The sequence below is a fragment of the Mycobacterium sp. NPDC050041 genome, assembly GCF_049541695.1.
GTDB lineage: Bacteria > Actinomycetota > Actinomycetes > Mycobacteriales > Mycobacteriaceae > Mycobacterium.
This window is the reverse complement of the sequence record NZ_JBMVDG010000008.1, coordinates 232688-253010: the sequence shown is the minus strand read 5'-3', so window position 1 is coordinate 253010 and position 20323 is coordinate 232688. Positions and strand designations below refer to the sequence as shown.

General features: G+C 68.8%; 23 protein-coding genes. 17 read left to right on the top strand and 6 right to left on the bottom strand.

Features of this window, described 5'->3' with window-relative positions; genetic code table 11:
• Positions 1 to 53 precede the first annotated feature (53 nt).
• Entirely contained in the window at positions 54 to 812 is a 759-nt protein-coding gene (locus ACPCHZ_RS23230) for a class I SAM-dependent methyltransferase (RefSeq protein WP_423486897.1), read from the bottom strand.
• Between the two features lie 124 nt (positions 813 to 936).
• Between ACPCHZ_RS23230 and htpG the strand changes: the two genes are divergently transcribed.
• Both htpG and ACPCHZ_RS23220 read left to right on the top strand, forming a co-directional pair.
• The gene (gene htpG, locus ACPCHZ_RS23225; RefSeq protein WP_423486896.1) at positions 937 to 2871 is read left to right on the top strand and encodes a molecular chaperone HtpG; all 1935 of its coding nucleotides are present in this window, start codon (positions 937 to 939) and stop codon (positions 2869 to 2871) included.
• An 89-nt stretch (positions 2872 to 2960) separates the two neighbouring features.
• The gene (locus ACPCHZ_RS23220; protein WP_423486895.1) at positions 2961 to 4700 is read left to right on the top strand and encodes an AMP-binding protein; all 1740 of its coding nucleotides are present in this window, start codon (positions 2961 to 2963) and stop codon (positions 4698 to 4700) included.
• 15 nt (positions 4701 to 4715) lie between these two features.
• Here ACPCHZ_RS23220 and ACPCHZ_RS23215 read toward each other — a convergent pair whose 3' ends face one another.
• Positions 4716 to 5648 (bottom strand): manganese catalase family protein, encoded by a 933-nt coding sequence (locus ACPCHZ_RS23215; protein WP_423486894.1) that lies wholly within the window; start codon positions 5646 to 5648, stop codon positions 4716 to 4718.
• 165 nt (positions 5649 to 5813) lie between these two features.
• On the opposite strand from ACPCHZ_RS23215, the gene ACPCHZ_RS23210 reads away from it, so the two are divergent.
• Complete coding sequence (locus ACPCHZ_RS23210) at positions 5814 to 5936, top strand: hypothetical protein (RefSeq protein WP_264013698.1); 123 nt, start codon at positions 5814 to 5816, stop codon at positions 5934 to 5936.
• Positions 5937 to 5997: 61 nt separating this feature from the next.
• Here ACPCHZ_RS23210 and ACPCHZ_RS23205 read toward each other — a convergent pair whose 3' ends face one another.
• Complete coding sequence (locus ACPCHZ_RS23205; protein WP_423486893.1) at positions 5998 to 6261, bottom strand: hypothetical protein; 264 nt, start codon at positions 6259 to 6261, stop codon at positions 5998 to 6000.
• A gap of 70 nt (positions 6262 to 6331) precedes the next feature.
• Positions 6332 to 7546, bottom strand: coding sequence for a PucR family transcriptional regulator (locus ACPCHZ_RS23200; RefSeq protein WP_423486892.1), 1215 nt, complete (start codon positions 7544 to 7546; stop codon positions 6332 to 6334).
• A gap of 85 nt (positions 7547 to 7631) precedes the next feature.
• On the opposite strand from ACPCHZ_RS23200, the gene ACPCHZ_RS23195 reads away from it, so the two are divergent.
• From ACPCHZ_RS23195 to ACPCHZ_RS23140, 12 genes are all read left to right on the top strand, one after another.
• Positions 7632 to 8720: a ferredoxin reductase gene (locus ACPCHZ_RS23195; RefSeq protein ID WP_423486891.1), complete on the top strand. Its 1089-nt coding sequence runs from the start codon at positions 7632 to 7634 to the stop codon at positions 8718 to 8720.
• A gap of 12 nt (positions 8721 to 8732) precedes the next feature.
• Positions 8733 to 9911: a fatty acid desaturase family protein gene (locus ACPCHZ_RS23190; RefSeq protein WP_423486890.1), complete on the top strand. Its 1179-nt coding sequence runs from the start codon at positions 8733 to 8735 to the stop codon at positions 9909 to 9911.
• Positions 9912 to 9957: 46 nt separating this feature from the next.
• A complete protein-coding gene (locus ACPCHZ_RS23185) occupies positions 9958 to 11304 on the top strand; it encodes a lipase family protein (protein ID WP_423486889.1) in 1347 nt (448 codons plus the stop codon).
• Between the two features lie 49 nt (positions 11305 to 11353).
• Positions 11354 to 11947, top strand: a complete 594-nt coding sequence (locus ACPCHZ_RS23180) for a TetR/AcrR family transcriptional regulator (RefSeq protein ID WP_423486888.1) — start codon at positions 11354 to 11356, stop codon at positions 11945 to 11947.
• Positions 11937 to 12776 (top strand): enoyl-CoA hydratase/isomerase family protein, encoded by an 840-nt coding sequence (locus ACPCHZ_RS23175; protein ID WP_423486887.1) that lies wholly within the window; start codon positions 11937 to 11939, stop codon positions 12774 to 12776. The genes ACPCHZ_RS23180 and ACPCHZ_RS23175 overlap by 11 nt, the downstream gene beginning before the upstream one ends.
• A gap of 119 nt (positions 12777 to 12895) precedes the next feature.
• Positions 12896 to 13348: a VOC family protein gene (locus ACPCHZ_RS23170; protein ID WP_423486886.1), complete on the top strand. Its 453-nt coding sequence runs from the start codon at positions 12896 to 12898 to the stop codon at positions 13346 to 13348.
• Positions 13349 to 13373: 25 nt separating this feature from the next.
• Positions 13374 to 13904 carry a nuclear transport factor 2 family protein gene (locus ACPCHZ_RS23165; protein WP_423486885.1) on the top strand — a complete coding sequence of 177 codons (531 nt, stop codon included), beginning with the start codon at positions 13374 to 13376 and terminating at the stop codon, positions 13902 to 13904.
• Between the two features lies 1 nt (position 13905).
• On the top strand, positions 13906 to 14838 hold the full coding sequence (locus tag ACPCHZ_RS23160) for an NAD-dependent epimerase/dehydratase family protein (protein WP_423486884.1): 933 nt from the start codon (positions 13906 to 13908) through the stop codon (positions 14836 to 14838).
• Positions 14835 to 15161, top strand: a complete 327-nt coding sequence (locus ACPCHZ_RS23155; RefSeq protein ID WP_423486883.1) for a putative quinol monooxygenase — start codon at positions 14835 to 14837, stop codon at positions 15159 to 15161. The genes ACPCHZ_RS23160 and ACPCHZ_RS23155 overlap by 4 nt, the downstream gene beginning before the upstream one ends.
• Positions 15158 to 15553, top strand: coding sequence for a nuclear transport factor 2 family protein (locus ACPCHZ_RS23150; RefSeq protein WP_423486882.1), 396 nt, complete (start codon positions 15158 to 15160; stop codon positions 15551 to 15553). The genes ACPCHZ_RS23155 and ACPCHZ_RS23150 overlap by 4 nt, the downstream gene beginning before the upstream one ends.
• Before the next feature lie 108 nt (positions 15554 to 15661).
• Positions 15662 to 16069, top strand: a complete 408-nt coding sequence (locus tag ACPCHZ_RS23145; RefSeq protein WP_423486881.1) for a YciI family protein — start codon at positions 15662 to 15664, stop codon at positions 16067 to 16069.
• 11 nt (positions 16070 to 16080) lie between these two features.
• Complete coding sequence (locus ACPCHZ_RS23140; RefSeq protein ID WP_423486915.1) at positions 16081 to 17244, top strand: RNA polymerase sigma factor; 1164 nt, start codon at positions 16081 to 16083, stop codon at positions 17242 to 17244.
• Here the strand turns inward: ACPCHZ_RS23140 and ACPCHZ_RS23135 are convergent.
• Both ACPCHZ_RS23135 and ACPCHZ_RS23130 read right to left on the bottom strand, forming a co-directional pair.
• Positions 17183 to 17518 (bottom strand): hypothetical protein, encoded by a 336-nt coding sequence (locus ACPCHZ_RS23135; protein WP_423486880.1) that lies wholly within the window; start codon positions 17516 to 17518, stop codon positions 17183 to 17185. The genes ACPCHZ_RS23140 and ACPCHZ_RS23135 overlap by 62 nt on opposite strands.
• A 156-nt stretch (positions 17519 to 17674) precedes the next feature.
• Positions 17675 to 18430 carry a GAF domain-containing protein gene (locus tag ACPCHZ_RS23130; protein ID WP_423486879.1) on the bottom strand — a complete coding sequence of 252 codons (756 nt, stop codon included), beginning with the start codon at positions 18428 to 18430 and terminating at the stop codon, positions 17675 to 17677.
• Between the two features lie 162 nt (positions 18431 to 18592).
• Here ACPCHZ_RS23130 and ACPCHZ_RS23125 point away from each other — a divergent pair, with 162 nt between their 5' ends.
• Positions 18593 to 19564: a methylenetetrahydrofolate reductase gene (locus ACPCHZ_RS23125; protein WP_423486914.1), complete on the top strand. Its 972-nt coding sequence runs from the start codon at positions 18593 to 18595 to the stop codon at positions 19562 to 19564.
• Positions 19561 to 20316 (top strand): methyltransferase domain-containing protein, encoded by a 756-nt coding sequence (locus ACPCHZ_RS23120; RefSeq protein ID WP_423486878.1) that lies wholly within the window; start codon positions 19561 to 19563, stop codon positions 20314 to 20316. Before ACPCHZ_RS23125 ends, ACPCHZ_RS23120 begins: the two co-directional genes overlap by 4 nt.
• Positions 20317 to 20323 lie beyond the last annotated feature (7 nt).

The window sequence follows — 20323 nt, the reverse complement described above, 5'->3', positions numbered from 1 at the left end:
ACCCAACGGTGGTCAGGTATCGACGGACCCGAGGTTGCTCGTGTCACCCCTCCTCACCGGCTGGCCACCGCCACTTCCCACCGGCCGCGGAGATTGAAGGCACTTCTGCGCACCTCGACACGGATGTCCGGATCGGCGTAGCGGGCCAGCGTCCGCAGCGCCGAGGGACTGTAGGCGCGCAACGCGCTTATGTATCCGTCATGCACGACCGGGAAGACCAATGCGAGTGGGAGCAGCAGCGGCGACTGCAGGATGTGCCGCCAGGGAGGCAACCGCGGCAGGTCGATGATCAGCAGCTTGTCGGCGACCCGGGTGCCCTCGGCGAACACCCGCGCTGCCGGGCGGGGTGGCAGGTGGTGGAAGGACTGCGCGAACACGACGAGGTCGTAACTCCGGTCCGGAGAATCGATCTCGGTCGCGTCCATCTCGCGAACAGTGGCCCGCGGGTGGCTGCCGAGATCGCCTGCGGCGATGTCGGCCACGGAGGTGGCATCGATGTCGGTGACCGTGACCCGGGCGGACTCGTGCAGCGCGAGTATCGCCCGCGACAGTCCACCGTGGCCGGCGCCCAACTCGAGGATGCGGGGATCGGGCACGCCGCGGATCTCGTCCAGCACGATGCCGGCCATCAGGTCGTGCTGGCCCAGCCGCTTCTCGCCGCGATCCAGCGCCCGGATCACGCGCCGCTTCCGGTCATCGGCATCGTCGCGGTCGAGATACTCCAGACGGTCGGTCTGCATCCGGCGGTCGAGCCATGAGGCGTCGGGGCCGCCGCGGGGCATGTTGTCGATGTCGAGTGTCTCGCTCACCATGCGACCCATCATGGACGACCGCCCGAGCAAATTGCGTCCGAGCCCTCGAAACGCTGACCGAATGCGGTCTCGGTACTATTCCGGGGCTGTCCGCATTGGGATATCGAGTTGTCGAAGGACTGACATGACCGCACACGTCGAGCAGCTGGAATTCCAGGCAGAAGCGCGCCAACTGCTGGAACTGATGATCCACTCGGTGTACTCGAACAAGGACTCCTTCCTCCGCGAGTTGATCTCCAACTCCTCGGATGCGCTCGACAAGCTGCGGCTGGAGTCGCTGCGGAACAAGGATCTGGACGTCGACACCTCTGATCTGCACATCGAGCTCGAGGTGGACAAGGAGCAACGCCGGCTGACCATCCGCGACAACGGGATCGGGATGACGCGCGCGGAGGTCGTGGACCTGATCGGCACCCTCGCGAAGTCGGGCACCGCGGAGGTGCGCCGCAAGCTGCGGGAGGCCAAGAACGCCGCCGCCTCCGAGGAACTCATCGGCCAGTTCGGCATCGGTTTCTACTCGACGTTCATGGTGGCCGACGAGGTCGTGCTGCTCACCCGCAAGGCAGGCGAAAGCGACGCGACCCGGTGGGTGTCCAGCGGTGACGGCACCTACACCGTCGAGTCCGTCGAGGACGCCCCGCAGGGAACGTCGGTCACACTGCACCTCAAGCCCGAGGACGCCGAGGACGAGCTGCACGACTACACCTCGGAGCGGAAGCTCCGGGAGCTGGTCAAGAAGTACTCCGACTTCATCGCCTGGCCCATCCGCATGCAGGTCGAGCGGCGCAGCCCGGCCACCGAGGAGGGCGGCGAGGAGCAGGTCACCGTCGAGACGCAGACCCTCAACTCCATGAAGGCGCTGTGGACCAAGTCCAAAGACGAGGTGCCCGAGGACGAGTACAAGGAGTTCTACAAGCACGTCGCGCACGCCTGGGACGACCCGCTCGAGGTCATCGCGATGAAGGCCGAGGGCACCTTCGAATATCAAGCCCTGCTGTTCATCCCCTCGCACGCACCGTTCGACCTGTTCACCCGCGACGCCAGGACCGGGGTGCAGCTCTACGTCAAGCGCGTGTTCGTGATGGACGACTGTGATCAGCTCATCGCGAGCTACCTGCGTTTCGTCAAGGGGGTCGTCGACGCGGAGGACATGTCTCTGAACGTCTCCCGCGAGATCCTGCAGCAGGACCGGCAGCTCACCGCGATCCGGCGCCGGCTCACCAAGAAAGTGCTCTCGACGATCAAGAGCATGCAGTCGGAGCGGCCACAGGACTACGCCACCCTGTGGACGCAGTTCGGTGCGGTCCTCAAGGAGGGCCTGATGTCGGATGTGGACAACCAGGACACCCTGCTGCGCATCTCGTCCTTCGCCTCGACGCACAGCGAGGACGAGCTGACGACGCTGACCTCGTATGTCGAGCGGATGAAGGACGGTCAGGAACAGATCTTCTACGCCACCGGACAGTCGCGTGAGCAGCTCCTCAAGTCCCCGCATCTCGAGGCGTTCAAGGCCAAGGGCTATGAGGTGCTGCTGCTCACCGACCCGGTCGACGAGGTCTGGGTCGGTTCGGTGATGGAATTCGACGGCAAGCTCCTGCAATCCGTCGCCAAGGGCGAGGTCGACCTCGACTCTGAGGACGAGAAGGCCGCGCACGAAGAGCAGCGCGAGGAACAGCAACGTGATTTCGCGGAACTGCTGAACTGGTTGAAAGAGACTCTGACCGAACATGTCAAGGAAGTGCGGTTGTCGACGCGACTGACCGAGTCGCCGGCCTGCCTGATCACCGACAACTTCGGCATCACGCCGGCGCTCGCCCGGATGTACAAGGCATCGGGACAGGCGGTACCCGTCGGAAAGCGCATCCTCGAACTCAATCCGAAGCACGCACTCGTCACCGGCCTGCAACAGGCGCATCAGAGCCGCGGCGCCGATGACCCCACTCTCGGCGAGACCGCCGAACTGCTCTACGGCACTGCACTTCTGGCCGAGGGCGACGTTCCCGACGACCCGGCGAGGTTCGCCGGGTTGCTCGCCAACCGACTGTCGCGCACCGTATAGCGCCCGTCACACCGCGCGGAGGAGGTGCCAAGTGAGCCAGCAAACGTCATTCCGGCGTGTTCGGAGAGTCGTCGCGGTAGGTTGTGCACGTGACTGAGACCTCGATTCCCAGTGTGCTGCTCGAACGTGCGAGCCTGCAGCCCAATGAGACGGCGTTCACGTTCGTCGACTATGACAAGGACTGGAACGGCGTAGCGGAGAGCCTGACGTGGTCACAGCTCTACCGGCGCACAGTGAACGTCGCCAACCGTCTCGAGGAGTGCGGATCCGAGGGTGACCGCGCCGTCATCCTCGCGCCGCAGGGAATGGATTACGTCGTCGCCTTCCTCGGCGCGCTGCAGGCCGGCCAGATCGCGGTCCCGCTCTCGGTGCCGATGGGTGGAGCCACCGACGAGCGGGTGAGTTCGGTGATGACCGACGCATCGCCTGCGGTGCTGCTCACCACGTCGGCGGTCGCCGGCGTCGTCGGCGAGTACGCCGGGCCGCGGGCAGACGGGCCCGCCCCGGCCGTGGTCGAGATCGACTCGCTGGACCTCGACGGACCGATGGGTTCCGGTGCAGGCCGAGAGGACTTCCCGGACACCGCCTTCCTGCAGTACACCTCCGGTTCCACACGTACGCCCGCCGGCGTCGTGATGTCGCACAGCAACATCCTGGCCAACTTCGGACAGTGGACCACGGGTTACTTCTCGGACCACGGGAACACGGCGCCGCCCGGAACCACGGTGGTGTCGTGGCTGCCGTTCTATCACGACATGGGTCTGTACCTGGGGGTGTGCGCACCGGTGCTCCTGGGCATCCCCGCCGTCCTCACCAGCCCGGTCGCGTTCCTGCAACGCCCCGCCCGGTGGATGCAGATGGCGGCAGGCAACACCAAGGCCTACACCGCGGGCCCGAACTTCGCCTTCGAGGTGGCGGCGCGCAAGACCTCGGACGACGACATGGCCGGACTCGACCTCTCCGACGTCCAGGTCATCGCCACCGGTGCGGAGCGGGTGCACCCGGCCACCCTGGAGCGCTTCACCCAGCGGTTCACGCCGCTGGGCCTGGACGCATCGGTGATCCGGCCCTCGTACGGACTCGCCGAGGCGACCGTGTACGTCACGACGAACACCGACCCCGCGCCCCCGTCGATCGTGCGCTTCGAATCGGAGAAGTTGACGGCGGGCAAGGCCGAGCGCAGCGCGGACAAAGGCGGCACGCCGCTGGTCAGCTACGGAATACCGACGTCACCGATGGTGCGCATCGTCGATCCCGACACCGGCACCGAGTGCCCGGCCGGCACCGTCGGAGAGATCTGGGTGCACGGCGACAATGTCGCGAAGGGTTACTGGCAGAAACCGGAGGAGACCGCCAAGACCTTCGGTGCGTCCATCGTCTCTCCGTCGGCCGGCACGCCCGACGGTCCGTGGCTGCGCACCGGGGACTCGGGCTTCCTGTCCGACGGCGAGATGTTCATCATCGGCCGTATCAAGGATCTCCTGATCGTTTACGGCCGCAACCACTCTCCCGATGACATCGAGGCGACGGTCCAGGAGATCTCACGAGGCCGCTGCGCGGCGATCGCGGTCCCGGACAGTCAGACCGAGAAGCTCGTGGTGATCGTCGAGGTCAGGAAGCGCGGCACGACGGACGACGAGGCGGCCGAGCACCTGAACCGGCTCAAAGGCGAGGTGGCCTCGGCGATCTCGAACACGCACGGACTCAGCGTGGCCGACCTGGTTCTGGTGGGCCCCGGTTCGATTCCGATCACGACGAGCGGAAAGGTCCGGCGGGCGTCCTGTGTCGAGCAGTACCGACACGGTCAGTTCGCCCGCGCGGACGCTTAGCCGCCCGCCGCGCCGCTACTTCTCGATCGACTCGATCTCCACCTCGGCGGTGGCCTGGATCAGGGCCAGGAGTTCCTTGTCGAGGCCCGGCGCGAACTCCTCGCGGCGCTCCGGCGCGATGGTGATGGGAACGCCCTCGGGCATGATCGCGGTGCTGAGTTCAGTGCCGTCGTTCGACGGTGAGGCGCCGCGGTAGAGCTTGGCCGCCTGGCTCGCGTCGTCGGCGTCGAAGGTGTACTGGATGCTCTGCAGTCCGCGGTCGAGCAGCTTCTTCACCTCGGGGAACTTCTCGGCATTGGTCTTCGGGATGGGCAGCACCGCGCCCCAGTTCACGCCGAGGCTCTCGAGTGCCTTCGCGAAGGCGTTCTCGTGGGCCTGATCGCGCACGATCAGGTACGAGATGGTCGAGCGCGCCGTCTTGTTGTCGGTCATCTCGTAGATGCGGCACTTCTGCAGCCGCCCGGTCGACTCGAGCATCAGGTTGTAGAGCAGGTCGAGCACCAGATTGCCGCTGTTGTACACGTAGGACCCCAGCCACGGATTTCCTGCTGCGTCGACCGGCATCGCACCCTGTGCGCCGACCAGATAGTGGTGAATGTTGCTGTGGTCCAACGCGATCTTCAGCGGCGTCGCGCCCTTGGCGCCCGGCTTGTCCACCGGATCGGTCGGCTTGCCCTTGTATTCGGGAGACCCGTCGAGGAGCCGGGAGATGGTCGTGCCGATCAGCTCCACGTGGCTGATCTCCTCGGTGCCGACGCCCTGCAGCAGGTCCTTGTAGGGCTTGGCCGTCACGTCGCCGCGGAAGTTCATGCTCTGGAACAGGTACTGCATCATCGTGCGCATCTCGCCGAACTGGCCGCCGAGGCCCTCCTGCAGTGCGTTCGCCGCAGCGGGATCCGGTTCGTCGACGGCGATCTCGTTGATCAGTTGCTGGGTGTGAAGGTACATCGTGGTCTCTCCCTGTGGTCGCCACCGCCCGTGGAGTTGGGCAGCGCGTAGAGGACTACCCAATCCCTGGAGTCGAACCCGAATGTGTCCCACCAATCTTGAGATTGCCCGCGGACGCCACCGGGTACTGCTGGACGGACCGATCGTCGAGAAGGAGCGCAGCAAATGACGTCCCAGGAACCGACCACACCCGCCACCGAGGCCGCCGACGACGAGGTGCTCGCACCGGCCACACCCGGCGCGGAGGCACTTCCGGCGGATGATTCCGGCGACTCCGCACAGAAGTAGCCGCCGTAGAACGCAGAACGGGTCGCTGTGTGAACAGCGACCCGTTCTGATGTGCGCCTGGTCAGGCCTGCTTGGAGTATCGGATGAGGAAGGCGGCCGACACCACCGCCGCACCGCCGCCGACCGCGACCCAGATCGCCGCCGAGACGATCAGCGACGCCGCCGAGAACCCGACTCCGGAGAGCACCGACGCCGAGTACAGCAGCCAGAACACGCGGTAAAGGGACCACAGCGCGGTCATTCCGGCGAAGATGCCGAGCACCAGGCTGGGGGTGCGCTCGACGCGGTCGACCTGCTCCTGGACGCGGGTGGGGAGGATGTTCATCGCTTGCTTCCTTTCGTCATGCGCGCCGCTGCGGCGTCGCCATGACGGCAAGTGAAGTCGCGGGACGCGGCTACCGATCCCAAGTCGGTCGAGCGCCGGCCACGCCGAGTGCCACCGTGAGTTCGAAGACCGTGCGTGGATCGTCGAGCCGGTCGCCGTAGAGCTCCCGCAGCTGGGTCATCCGGTACCGGACGGTCTGAGCGTGCACGAACAGGTCGGCGGCAACGGCTTCGCGCTGCCCCTGATGAAGCACCCAGGACCGCAGGGTCTCCGTGAGCCGTTCGGCGGTGCTGGGACGCAGCCGCTCCAGGGGGGCGAGCACCTGTCGACGCAGGTCGTCGGCTGCTTCGCGGTCGGCGGTGAGGATGAGTTCCGCCAGGTGGTCGTCGGTGTCCACCACGTCGACGTCGTCGGGCACTGACAGGTCGCGCGCCCGCAGCGCACGCCGGTACGAGGACTGCGCAAGCGACCACGGCCGGGCGGGGCCCACGAAGGCCCGCCTTCCCTGTAGCGCCGACCGCAACTGTCGGCGCGACCGGCCGTCCAGGTCGGGTACCAGGAGCACGGCCAGTGCGTCGGCGGGCTCCACACCGGGCAGATCGACGGTGAGTTGCAGTGTCGCCTGTCCGAACCTCACCGCCAGGCCGCGAATATGCTTCTCCGCCAGGACGATAGCGGTCAACGTGGCCGGCGGCTGCCAACCCGCCCGCTCCGCGCTGGCCCGCAGCGTCTCCGCCGGCGCGCCGTCGAGCAACTGGAGTGCCAGCCGCTCCAGATAACGTTGGCGGACCCGACCGCTGACGGCCAGTTCGTCGGCATGCCCGGCCACACTCGACGCCGACAGCTCGTCGATGAAGGCGAACACCATCTCGGCGAAGCGTGCGACGGCCTCGGCGGTCAGGCCGGCGCCGACCGCGGCCGCGGACAGTTCACGCCAGGCGACCCGCGCGCCGACGCGGTAGGCCGACAGGAGTGCATCCATCGAGCGGCCCTGGCGCGCTTCGCCGCGGCCCAACTCGTAGGCGCCGTCGAGTGCGGGCGACAACGTCTCCGCCAGGTCCGAATCCTCGGCACGCACGGCCAGCCGCAGGAAGGCGCCGAGCGCCATCTGCACGGCGTTCTCGATGTTGCGGCCCATCCGACCGCTGAAGGCGTCGGCATAGCTGGGGACCTCGACGGTCACCGCACTGACGGTGCGCTCCGCCATCTGCGGGAGCACTGCCAGCAGCGCCGAACCGACGTCCTGGCCCAGCTCCAGGCCCGCGAACCGAGCGCCTTCGTCCAAAACTATTCCTCACGAACAAATTCGTAGTTGGTATTCACCCTTGATGACCAAGAGTTTATACCGCTGACTCAGCGAGAGTGGTGACATGACAACCACGGCACCCCGACCCACCGCAGTCGGCGCGTTGCGTGACCGGATCCTGCGGCTCGCCGAGCGGGTGACCACGCCGCTCGTCCCCACCGACTACCTCGACGTCATCGACCCGCTTCGATCCCCGACCGACCTGCGCGGGCGCATCGTCGCGGTGCACCCCGAGACTCGGGACGCGGTCAGCCTGATCATCGAGCCGGGCCACGGGTGGCGCGGTCATGTACCGGGCCAGTACGTCCGGATCGGTGTCGATGTCGACGGCGTCCGGCAGTGGCGGGCCTACTCACTGACGTCGGTCGCCGGCCGTCCGGACGGGCACATCGCCATCACCGTCAAGGCGACGCCCGGTGGCGTCGTCAGCAACCACCTAGTCCGGCGCGCCACCGTGGGCACCGTCGTGCAGCTCGAGCAGGCGGCCGGCGACTTCACCCTGGGCGCACAACCGCCTGCGCGAATCCTGTTCGTCACCGCGGGCAGCGGCATCACCCCGGTGATGGGCATGCTGCGCAACCTTCCCGACGGGTCCGACGTGGTGGTGCTGCATTCCGCGCGGACCGCCGAGGATGCCGTCTTCGGAGGTGAGCTCCGGATGATGGCGAGCCGGGGCCGGATCTCGCTCCTCGAGCGGCACACCGATCTCGACGGCAGGCTCGACGTCGCCGACATCGCCCGCCTGGTCGGCGACTTCGCCGACCGGCAGACCTGGGCGTGCGGCCCCGCCGGGATGCTCGACGCGCTGCAGGCACGCTGGGACGCCGACGGGATCGCAGAGCGCCTGCACATCGAGCGGTTCCAGACCGCAGTGATCGCCGCAGGCGACGGCGGCACCGTGACGTTCGCGAAGTCCGACACCACCGTTGAGGCGGACGGCGCACAGAGCCTGCTCGACGCCGGTGAAGCCGCCGGTGTGCTGATGCCCTCCGGCTGCCGGATGGGCGTGTGCTTCGGCTGCGTCGTCCCGCTGCGCCGCGGTGCCGTGCGCGACCTGCGCAGCGGCGACGTGACAACGGCCGCGCCCGGCGACGGCGTGGCCATCCAGACATGTGTGTCCGCCGCCGCGGGCGCCTGCGACATCGACCTCTGAGGGAGTACCGACATGACCGCCCTGCAACGCAAGCACGACAATCCGATCGCGCACCTGAGCGCGGAGGACATCGAGACTCTCGGCGCCGAACTGGATGCCATCCGCGCCCAGGTGATCGCCGGCCGCGGGGAGCGCGACGCCGCCTACATCCGCAAGGTCATCGACGCGCAGCGCAAGCTCGAATTGACCAGCCGCGCACTGCTTCTGTTCTCGCTGTTCCCCCCGTTCTGGGTAGCGGGAACCGCGGGCCTGGCGGTCTCCAAGATCGTCGAGAACATGGAGATCGGTCACAACGTGATGCACGGCCAGTGGGACTGGATGCGCGACAGCAAGATTCACTCGACGACGTGGGAATGGGACAGCGCGTCTCCTTCGGAGATGTGGAAGCACTCACACAACGAGCTGCACCACACCTACACCAACGTCCTCGGCAAGGATCAGGACCTGGGCTACGGCATCATGCGGGTCGACGAAGACCAGCGCTGGAAGCCCTTCTACCTCGCCCAGCCCCTGACGAACTTCGTCAACGCCTGCATCTTCCAGTACGGCATCGCCGGTTACGACCTGCAGATCGGCAGATACCTGAAGGGCAAGACCGACAAGGACGTGTTCCGCCGCCAGGCCAGGGACGTCCTGGTCAAGATCGGCAAGCAGATGCGCAAGGATTATGTGCTGCACCCGCTGCTGTCCGGTCCCTCGGCGGTCACCACGCTGACGGCCAACCTGACCGCCAACCTCGTCCGCAATCTGTGGACGCACTCGGTGATCATGTGCGGCCACTTCCCCGAGGGCGTGCAGACCTACGAGAAGACGTCCATCGAGGGTGAGACCCGCGGTGAGTGGTACCTGCGCCAGATGCTGGGCTCGGCCAACATATCCGGAAGCCCGGCCATGCATTTCATGACCGGGAACCTGTCGTTCCAGATCGAGCACCACCTGTTCCCCGATCTCCCGAGCAACCGGTACCAGGAGATCGCTCCGAAGGTCACCGAATTGTTCGAGCGCTACGGACTCGACTACGTCAGCGGTCCGCTGCCCAAGCAGGTCGCCTCGGCGTGGAAGAAGGTGTTCCGGCTATCGCTGCCGAACGACTTCGCGCGCAAGGCGACGACGGCCGTCAGCCCGGCGAACGTGACGCGTGCGGTGTTCGGCCGGGTGACTCCGACCCGGACCGCCAGCACGGCGGCGTGATCGTGTTGGCAAACGAGGGACTTCACAGGACGGATATCCTATGACGATGGACCCGCTGGGCGAGGTCTCCGGCGAAGGGGCCGGGTGGTCGGCGCCGCACGAAGAGCTGCGTGCAGGCACCCGCCCGGTGCTGCCCGGTGACGACCCGTTCTACCAACCGCCGCCGGGCTTCGAGCGGACCGCACCGGGCACCGTGCTGCGGTCCCGCGACGTGCAACTTGCGTTTCTCGGCGTGATCCCGCAGCGCTTCACCGCCACCCAGCTGCTGTACCGGACCACCGACCTGAACGACGGCGCGTCCACCACCGTCACCACCGTGCTGACACCGTCGGAGCGGACACCCGGCACGGCCTGCCCGATCCTGTCCTACCAGTGCGCCATCGACGCCGTGACGGGCCGCTGCTTTCCGTCCTACGCACTGCGGCGGCGCGCAAAGGCAGCCGGCGCGCTTGCGCAGTTCGAGCTGTTGCTGATCGTCGCCGCACTCGCCGAGGGCTGGGCGGTCTCGGTACCCGACCACGGCGGACCGCACGGCGTGTTCGGCGCTCCCTTCGAACCGGGGTACTGCGTGCTGGACGGTCTTCGTGCGGCACTGAACTACGCACCCCTCGAGCTCTCCGCGTCCGCGCCGATCGGCCTGTGGGGATACTCCGGCGGCGGGCTGGCCGCTGCCTGGGCCGCCGAGATGTACGACGGCTACGCACCGGAACTCAACATCGCCGGCGCCGTACTCGGTTCGCCCGTCGGTGATCTGGGCAGCACGTATCACCGCCTCAACGGCAAGTTCTTCTCCGGCCTGCCGACCATGGTGGTGGCCGCCCTGATGCACAGCTATCCCGACCTCAAGCGGGTCATGGACGAACACGCCAGCGTCGAAGGCAAGGCGCTGTTCGAGAAACTCACGAAGATGACGACCGCGCAGGCGGTGATGCGGCTGAGGAAGCAGGACATGGCCGGCATGCTGGATCACCCGCTCGAGGAGATCCTGCAGTTGCCCGAGGTCCAGCACGTCTTCGGCAACATCAGACTCGGCATCGCCGCCCCGACCATGCCGGTGCTGATCGTGCAGGCGGTGCACGACCGCATCATCTCGGTCGACGACATCGACCGGCTGGCAGCCACGTACGCCGCCGGGGGCACGAACGTCACCTATCACCGGGACAAGTTCTGCGAGCACATCCTGCTGCACCCGTTGTCTGCGCCGATGGCGCTGCGGTGGCTGCGTGACCGCTTCGAGGGCAGGTCGGTCGACGAGCACCGCCTGCGCACGACGTGGCCCACGGTGTTCAATCCGTCGACCTACCGCGGACTGGGCAGACTCGCCGTGGTGAGCGCCAAGGTGATCACCGGGCGTGGCGTCGAGCGTCGCTCCATCTCCGAGACCGACCGCTGATCGCGGCACCCTTGACAGAGGATTACTCGGTAACAGTAGAGTGATCCTCGTGCCGAGGCCGAGTGGTGACGCCCGGAACCGGCTGCTGACCACCGCCCGTCGCCGCTTCGCCGCCGACGGACCGTTGCCGCCGACCCTCGACGAGGTGCGGCGCGAGGCCGCGGTCAGTGTCGGCGCTCTGTACCACCACTTCCCGGACAAGCAGGCCCTGGCGGCGGCGGTGTTCGCCCAGCTGATCGGCGAGTACCAGGAGGGATTCCTCGAGGCGCTCGTCAAGCAGCCCACCGCGGAGGGCGGCATCCGGGCGGGAGTGGCCCACCACCTGCGCTGGGTCGTCGCGCACCGCTCGGAAGCCGCACTGCTGCTGGGGGATCGGCTCGACAGCGCCGAGTTACAGGATGCCAACCGCAGCTTCTTCGCCGCCGTCGGTGACTGGTGGCGGCCCCACCACGCCTACGGAGTGCTGGGCCCGATGCAACCCGGTATCACGTCGGCCCTGTGGCTCGGCCCCGCACAGGAGTACAGCAGGTACTGGCTGGCAGGCACCGCCGCGAAGATCCCCGGTCGCACCGTCGACACGTTCGCCGCCGCCGCGTGGGCGGCCCTGAGACAAACCCCGAGGAGTGAGACCCGTGGCCGATGACCGTGTTTCGCTGTACCGCAAGATCCTCGCCGAGGGCGACCACCCGTCGGCCCCGGAGCGGGTGCACGTCGAGAGGCGCGGCGATCGCGCGGTGATCACCCTCGACGAACCGGACCGCCTCAATGTGCTGTCGGCGCCGCTGGTCCGCCAGCTGCGGCGCGCACTGGTGCAGCTGGCCGACGACGTCGACGTCCGCACTGTCGTGCTGACCGGCGCCGACCCCGGCTTCAGTGCCGGTGGCGATCTGGAGATGATGCGCACCGCGATCGACCATCTCGACGCCGACGAGGGCGTCACCGACATCTGGCGGTGGATCCGGCGCGAATTCGGCGGTATCGCAAGGACCATCGCCGGGTCGGACACCATCTTCGTCGCGGCGCTCAACGGGCCGGCCGCGGGCGTCGGACTGGCCTGGGCCCTGACGTGCGACGTCGTCATCGCCAGCGAGCGGGCGGTGCTGGTGCCGGCCTTCGGGCGGCTGGGACTGATCCCGGAGGTGGGCACCAGCTGGGCGCTCACCCGCCGGCTCGGTTACCAGGGCGCGCTGGCCTTCTTCCTGCGCGGCGAACACCTCGACGCGCGAACCGCCCTCGAACTCGGGCTGGTGCAGGAGGTGGTCGAGCACGACCGGCTGCTGCATACGGCCGACGACTGGTGCACGCGCGTCGCCGACCTGCCTGCCCACACGGTGGCGATGAGCAAGTCACTGCTGCGCGGAGCCGCCGACGCGAGCTGGCACCAGTCCGTGACGTTCGAGGAGTTCGCCGAGCCGAACTGCTTCTCCACCGCGGCATTCGCGGGCAGCGTCGGCGCGATGCTCGGCCGCTGACCTGTCACCGGGGCACACCGCGTCGATGCAACGAAACGCCCACCACGGCGCTAAGCGGGCGCTTAGCATGGCGGAGGCCTCGTCGCTCTGACCGGCTCTCCTCGCACGGGAGGTTCGCCTTGCCGAATCAGCTCCACCACGTCGTCATGCGCAGCCATGCCGCAGACACCTTCATCCGCTTCCTGACCGACGTCGTCGGGATGGAGGTTCAGGGCGCGTTCCACGTTCCAGGCGAGGTGCTGCAGGCGACGTTGGGCTGGCCGCCCTCCGACGGCGCCGAGGTGACGATGCTCGGCGGCGGTGACGCCGGGCTGATAGAGGTGCTCGACGTCCCTGAGCACCTCCGCGAGGTGGCTCCGGAGGGGCTCGCCGCACTGTCCTTCCTGACCGACGACTACCACAACGTGCAGGACCGGGCCCGCACGATGACCGACGACGTCACCGTCCTCTTCGGCGACGTGCCCGGCGTCGACCTGTTCTTCTGCACCATGGGCGGCGTGCCGATGGAGTTCATGGGCGGCTACGACGCCGACAGCGCCGCGACGGTGGCGGCGAGCGGCGGAGCGCAGTGAGCCGACGCCCGGATCGGTGGTCACGGTGGACGATGCCGCGGCACTGACGGACATCGAGGCGATCAAGCTGCTGAAGGCCCGGTACTGCCGATACCTCGACGCCAAGGACTGGGTCGCGTGGCGAGACCTGCTGGGTGACGACTTCACCAGCGAGATCGCGGGAGCGGGCGGCAGGCAGACCGTTGGCGCCGACGACTTCGTCGCCTACACGCGCAGAACCATCGGGAAGCCATCACAGCCGACCGTGCACCATGTCCACGCCCCGGAGATCACCCTGACATCGGCGACGACCGCACACGGTGTGTGGGCGCTCAACGACGTCGTGCGCCTCATCCCGATGATGACCCTGCACGGCTACGGCCACTACCACGAGACCTACGAGAAGTACGACAACCGCTGGCGCATAACGTCTTTGCGCCTCACCCGGCTGCGGGAGGACGTCGCGATCTCACCACTGCCCGCCGCACTCGCCACCCGGCTACGCGTCGCCGCAGCGAGGCTCGCGCGCCGCACCTCGCGCATCGCACGGAGTTCTCCGACGAACGAAGAAGGCTGACATGACACAGATTTCGGGACGCAGGGTCCTCGTCACCGGAGCCAGCGGGGTGGTGGCCTTCCCGGTCGCCGTCGAGCTCGCGAAGCACAACGAGGTGTATGCGGTGTCCCGGTTCTCCGATCCGGAGCAGAGCCGGCGCCTCGAGCAGGCGGGCGCCCGCCCGGTCCCGTTCGACCTCGCGAACCCCGATCTGTCGGCGCTGCCCGAAGCGGTCGACGTCGTGATCAACTACGCGGTGCTGCCGCCGACCCACCCGGACGCCTACGAGGTCAACGCGGGCGCCACCGGACGCCTGGCCCGGCGCTACCGCGACTGTGAGGCCTTCGTCCACGGCAGCACCGGATCGCTGTACGCCTATCAGGGCGAGCGTCCGCTGCGGGAGGACGACGCCTACGGCCTGCACGCGTCGGCGGAGAACTACGCCGCGAGCAAGATCGCGGCCGAATTCCTGGTGAGGCATCTGAGCACGGATTACCGACTGCCCGTGACCATCGTGCGTATCTTCTCGTTCTACGGTCCGCGTGGTGGCGGCGTCACCCAGCGGATCGACCAGATCATGCGCGGACAGCCGGTGAGCGTCTATCCCGGCGTCCGTAACGTGCACACCCCGCTGTACGAGGACGACTACGTCGAGAAGACCATCGCCGCGGCGGGGATCGCCGAGATCGGGGCGAACGTCGTCAACATCGGCGGCACCGAACCGGTGACGACGCAGGAGTACTGCCGGATGGCCGGCGAAATCCTCGGCAGGGAGCCGATCTTCACGGAGAACAGCAAGGCGTGGCCGATCTGGGCCGACACCACGAAGATGGTCGAACTACTCGGGCCCAACAAGGTCTCGGTGCGCGACGGTGTCCGACGCACGATCGACGCGGCGCAGAACCGGCTGAACACCTCCCATCACGTCATCGGCGAACCGGCGCCCACCCGGTGATCACATTCATCGTGCACCTGCGGGTGCCGCCCGAGAACGCCGCCGCGTTCGAGAGCCTGATGACCGGCGTCGCCGCCGACTCCAACGACCGCGAGCCGGGAGTCGCGTATTACGGCTTCGCCAAGAGCGTCGACGAGCCCGACACCTATGTGGCCGTCGAGGTGTACCGGGATCAGGCGGCCGTCGCCGCGCACGGTGCGGCCGAGTGGGTGACGAACTCGATACCGGAGATGTTGCGCCTCGTCGAGGGCATGCCGCGGATCGAGCAGTACGTCAGTCCCGGTACCGAACCCGTCGTCACGCAGTTCGAGGAACTGACGTGACCGGAACCAGCCTGGCTGTCGTCAGCCGGTTCGGCACCGCACTGAACCAGAACAAGCTCGACGAGGCCTGCGCACTGTTGCACGAGGATCTCGTGGTGCACGAGGCAGGCGGCCTGCCCTACAGCGGGGACTATCACGGCCCGCAGGGTTTCGTGGACCTGCTGACGGCGATGACCGAGAACCTGGAACTGACCCCGGGACCGATCGACCGTGCGCCGCTGGACGACGCCACCGTCGTGTCCCGGTTCCGGCTGCGCTTCACGGCGCGCCTGACCGGGCGATCCACCGAGATGAACCTGGTGGAGCTCTACACGGTCTCCGACGGACTGATCATCGCGCTGGACGTCTACTACAAGGACCCGTCGGCCGTGACGGCCCTGCTCGCGACGTAGCCCGCGGGTGATCGCCGAATTCCCCGGCCGCGATGTCGAGAACGGTCCGACGGCTCCGTCCCAGATGTGAGCGACCGACTAGGGTCGCCACGTCGAAGGGAGAAACACATGGCCAAGTACCTGTTCCTGAAGCATTACCGGGGTGCACCCGCGTCGGTGAACGACGTGCCGATGGACCGGTGGACGCCCGCCGAGATCGACGCACACATGCAGTACATGCAGGACTTCGCCGACCGGCTCAAGGACAGTGGCGAATTCGTCGACAGCCAGGCCCTGGCAGCCGACGGCGCCTGGGTCCGCTCCGACGGCGACGGCAAGCCGCCCGTGACCGACGGGCCGTTCGCCGAGACGAAGGACCTGATCGCGGGCTTCATGATCATCGACGTCGACTCCTACGAGCGTGCCGTCGAGCTGGCCGGCGAGCTGTCCGCGGCGCCCGGTGCGGGAGGCCGACCGATCCACGAGTGGCTCGAGGTGCGGCCGTTCATGTCCGCCGCCCCGGGCTCCGCCGACTAGTCGTGCGCACGGTGGACGAGGCGCGGCTGCGGGACCTGATCCCCCAGGTCCTGGCCGTCCTCGTGCACCGCGGCGCGGACTTCGCGACCGCCGAGGATGCCGTGCAGGAAGCCCTGATCAAGGGCATCGAGACGTGGGCGGACCGGCCGCCCGACGACCCCAAGGGCTGGTTGATCACCACCGCGTGGCGCCGCTTCCTCGACCTGGCCCGGTCCGACGTCGCCCGGCGCGACCGGGAGACCCGGGTGTCCGAGGAGCCGCCACCCGGACCGGCCGAAGCCGCCGACGACACGCTGGCGCTCTACTTCTTGTGCGCGCATCCCAGCCTGAGCGCCGCATCAGCCGTCGCACTCACACTGCGCGCCGTCGGCGGGCTGACCACCCGCCAGATCGCCGAGGCCTACCTCGTTCCGGAAGCGACGATGGGTCAGCGCATCAGCCGCGCCAAGCGCACCGTCGCCGACGTCCGGCTCGACCGGCCCGGCGACCTGCGCACCGTGCTCCGGGTGCTCTATCTGGTGTTCAACGAGGGCTACAGCGGCGACGTGGACCTCGCGGCGGAGGCGATCCGGCTGGCCCGGCAGTTGGCCGGTTCCACCGACGACCCCGAGGTCGCCGGGCTGCTCGCGCTCTTCCTGCTCCACCATGCGCGACGGTCGGCCCGGACCCGGGCCGACGGCAGCCTGGTGCCGCTCGCCGACCAGGACCGCGGCCTGTGGCGGCGCGACCTCATCGCCGAGGGCGTGGCCGTGCTGCAGGCGGCGCTGGCCCGTGACCGGCTGGGGGAGTACCAGGCCCAGGCCGCGATCGCGGCGCTGCACGCCGACGCACCCACCGCCGGTGAAACCGACTGGCCGCAGATCGTCGAGTGGTACGACGAGCTCGTCGCGCTCACCGTCAGCCCGGTGGTACGGCTCAATCGCGCGGTCGCCGTGGGCGAGGCGGACGGACCGCAGGCGGGTCTCGCCGCGCTCGCCGATCTGGACCCCGGCCTACCGCGGCACACCGCGGCGACCGCCTACCTGAACGAGAAGGCGGGCAACCTGGCCACCGCGGCCGAGCTCTACGTGATGGCTGCCGACCGCGCCCAGAACGTCGCCGAGCGGAACCACCTCACGCTCTGCGCCGCCGCACTGCGCCAGCGCATCGCTGCCGGGGATCACCCAGCGCGGTGAGCACCCGGCCCGCGACACGGTCGGCGCTCCGGAGGACACCGGCGCGCCGCGCCGTGACGACGTGCCGGGTGACGGCGCCGAGCACCTGCCGACTCAAGCCACTCCGTGCGAGCAGCGCAGTGGTCGCCGCTCCGCACAGGAATCCGACCACGAAGACACCGCGGGTGCGGCGCCTGTTCCGTCTGGCGGCCACCGCCGCGACCAGCGTGCGCGCGGTGGCGAGCACGGCGAGCGCCACCAGCAGCCACCCCAGTGCCGGTCCCACCGCCTGCATGGCGCCACCTCCCGCCGCCCCTGCGCGGGCCGCCCGGCCGATCAAACATCGGTTCGGCCGGCGGCGGAAGACCCGGCGCCGCTTCGTGACCCAACCGACCGCGAAGCGTTAACCGATGGGTGTCGGTGAACCACGGCCGTCGCACCGGCTCAGGCCTCACCCCGACGGCTCGTCCTGCCACTCTCGCCATGACACGCGATGTCCCACAACGTCGTCGGCCACCTCGGTGATGCGCCGATCGCGGGCGAACGCGTACGCCCGCATCCGGACCAGCGCCTCGCCCACCGACACCCTCAGGCGTTCGGCGACAACACCCGCCGCAATGTGCACCTGCGACCTGGTGAACGGGTCGGACTGCGTCAGGGCGGTCAACGTCGCGCCGCTGAGATCCTCGTCGTCGGCCACCCGATGCGCCCACCGGGTGTACGTCGAGCCGATCACCGCACCGATGGCCGCCGCGCATCCGAGCGCCGCGTCGTACTCGTCGACGGTCATCGGGCCGGCATCGCGCCGGTAGAGCTCAAGCACACCCACCGGCTGATCGCCGAGCCGCACCGGGAAGTTGAAGGCGGCGCCGACACCGAGCGCCACCGCCTCGCGGCAGAACACCGTCCAGCGCTCCTCGTGTGCCAGGTCGGTGACGCACTTCGGCAGGCCGGTCCCAGAGCACTCCAGGCACGGCCCCTCACCGAGCGCGAACTGCAGTTCGTCGATGCGCTGGGCGAGTGCGTCGGTCGCGAACACCAGCTCCCGGCTGTTCGGCGCCTGGGAGAGCAGCGCAAGGCTGGCACCGTCGACCCTCGACCACCCCACCGCGCTGTCGCAGAACGGCGCCGTGGAGGCGAACAACGACGCAGGTTCGTCGCGCCAGGCGCCGTCCGCGTCGTCGTCACCGGCCCACGGCTCAGCCATCGCGACCTCGCGCGCCGTCAGCAGCCATGGCCGGTATTTACCCTTCGGCGCGGCCGGTAATCCTGCGGCCGCGCGCCTCCCCGCCGAGTCCGAGGCTTGCCCGCGCGGCAGGCCGGGTACATGGCTGCGAACGACGGAAGTGGTTGGGGGGTGAGGTCGTCGATGGAACCGGACTGTCCGAAGCGCATGGAGTTCGGGCCATGCGGCGGTGTGCGTCCCGACGGTCAGTGCGAGATGCGGCCGGGACCGTGCGCGTTCCACGATGTGGTGCCGTGGTCCGGAGTGCCGCCCGTTGCCCGGCCGGCCCGGGCCCCGCGGGTGCTCACCGATTTCAGCGCAGTCCCGTTCGACCAGGCCGACATCGCCGCGACGGCGGCGATCCTCGCGCCGTCGTGTGACGCCGTGCTGGTCGGCGAGCACCAGAACAAGCCCGATTTCCCGCCGACACTCATGGGCCGACTGCTGCTCGACGCGGGGGTGACGCCGTGGATCACCCTGTCGTGCCGGGACCGCAACCGCGTCGTGCTCGAACAGGAGCTGCGTGGACTGTGCGCCATCGGCGTGCCCACCGTGATGTGTGTGACCGGTGACGGCCGCGGTTACGACGTGCGGCCCGAGGTCACGCAGACCTTCGATCTCGACGGCCCGCGGTTGGTCGCGCTGGCCGCGTCGGCGGGCGCGGTCGCGGCGGTACCCGAGACACCGACCGCGCCGCCCGTCTCGGCGCGGCCGCTGCGGCTGGTGCAGAAGCAGCGGGCCGGCGCCAGCATCGCGGTGCTCAACCACGTGCCGTTCCCCGCCGATGTCTCCGCCTTCATGGCGTCGGCCCGGTCGGCGGGCCTGCACATCCCCGTGGTCGCCGCGGTCGCGGTGTTCACCGACAGCATGTCCGCGTCCGTGCTGCAGAGCCTGCCAGGCCTCGACCTGGATCAGGACGTCGTCGCAGAGGTGCTCGGTGCGGCCGATCCGGTGGCGGCCGGGATCGACGCGGCCGTCGCGGAGGCCAGGGCGCTGCTGGCCGTCGACGGCGTCGAGGGCGTCAACGTCTCGGGGCTGGCGTCGGCCGCAGGTGGCCACATCGGCGCCGAGATCAAGGCCGAGGTGGGCCGCCGAATCCGGGAGGAGTTGTCGTGAGCGAGGCGATGGAGGCCGAATTCGACACGGTCGCCGAGTGGACGGCCCAGGTGGCGGTGAAGCTGGGAGCGGAATACCACGTTCCGGCGGGCTGCCGGGGCAGCGGGAGTCCCGCGGCGCTGGACTGGCTCGGCGAACACATGCGCCTGGCGCCGGGGCACCTGCTGGTGGACTGCGGAGCGGGAGTCGGTGGCCCCGCGGCCTATGCGGCGCAGACACACTCGGTGAACCCCGTACTGGTCGAACCCGAAGCGGGGGCGTGCCGCGCGGCGCACACGCTCTTCGACCATCCGGTGCTGCGTGCGCTCGGGTCGGCGATGCCCGTCGCCGACGCGAGCGCCGACGCGGCCTGGTCCCTCGGGGTGCTGTGCACGACTCCGGATCAGCGCGCGCTGCTCGAGGACCTGGGGCGGGTGGTACGGCCGGGCGGACGAATCGGGCTGCTCGTCTTCGTCGCCCACGGCGCCATCGAGGGCGATCAGCTCCCCGACAATCACTTCCCCACCCCCGACGGCCTCAGTGACCTGGTGGCCGGAGCCGCCCTCGAGGTCGAGCACCGGCTCAGCACCGCCGACCTGCCCGCCATCCCGACCGACTGGGACGAGCGCGTCGACGCGGTGACCGATGCGCTCACCGAGCGGCACGGGCACGAGCGGGCCTGGCAGCTCGCCGAGCGGCAGAGCGCGACGATCGGGCGGCTACTCGGGGACGGGACGCTGACCGGCGAGCTGTTGGTGCTGCGTCACGCGTGACCGGGCG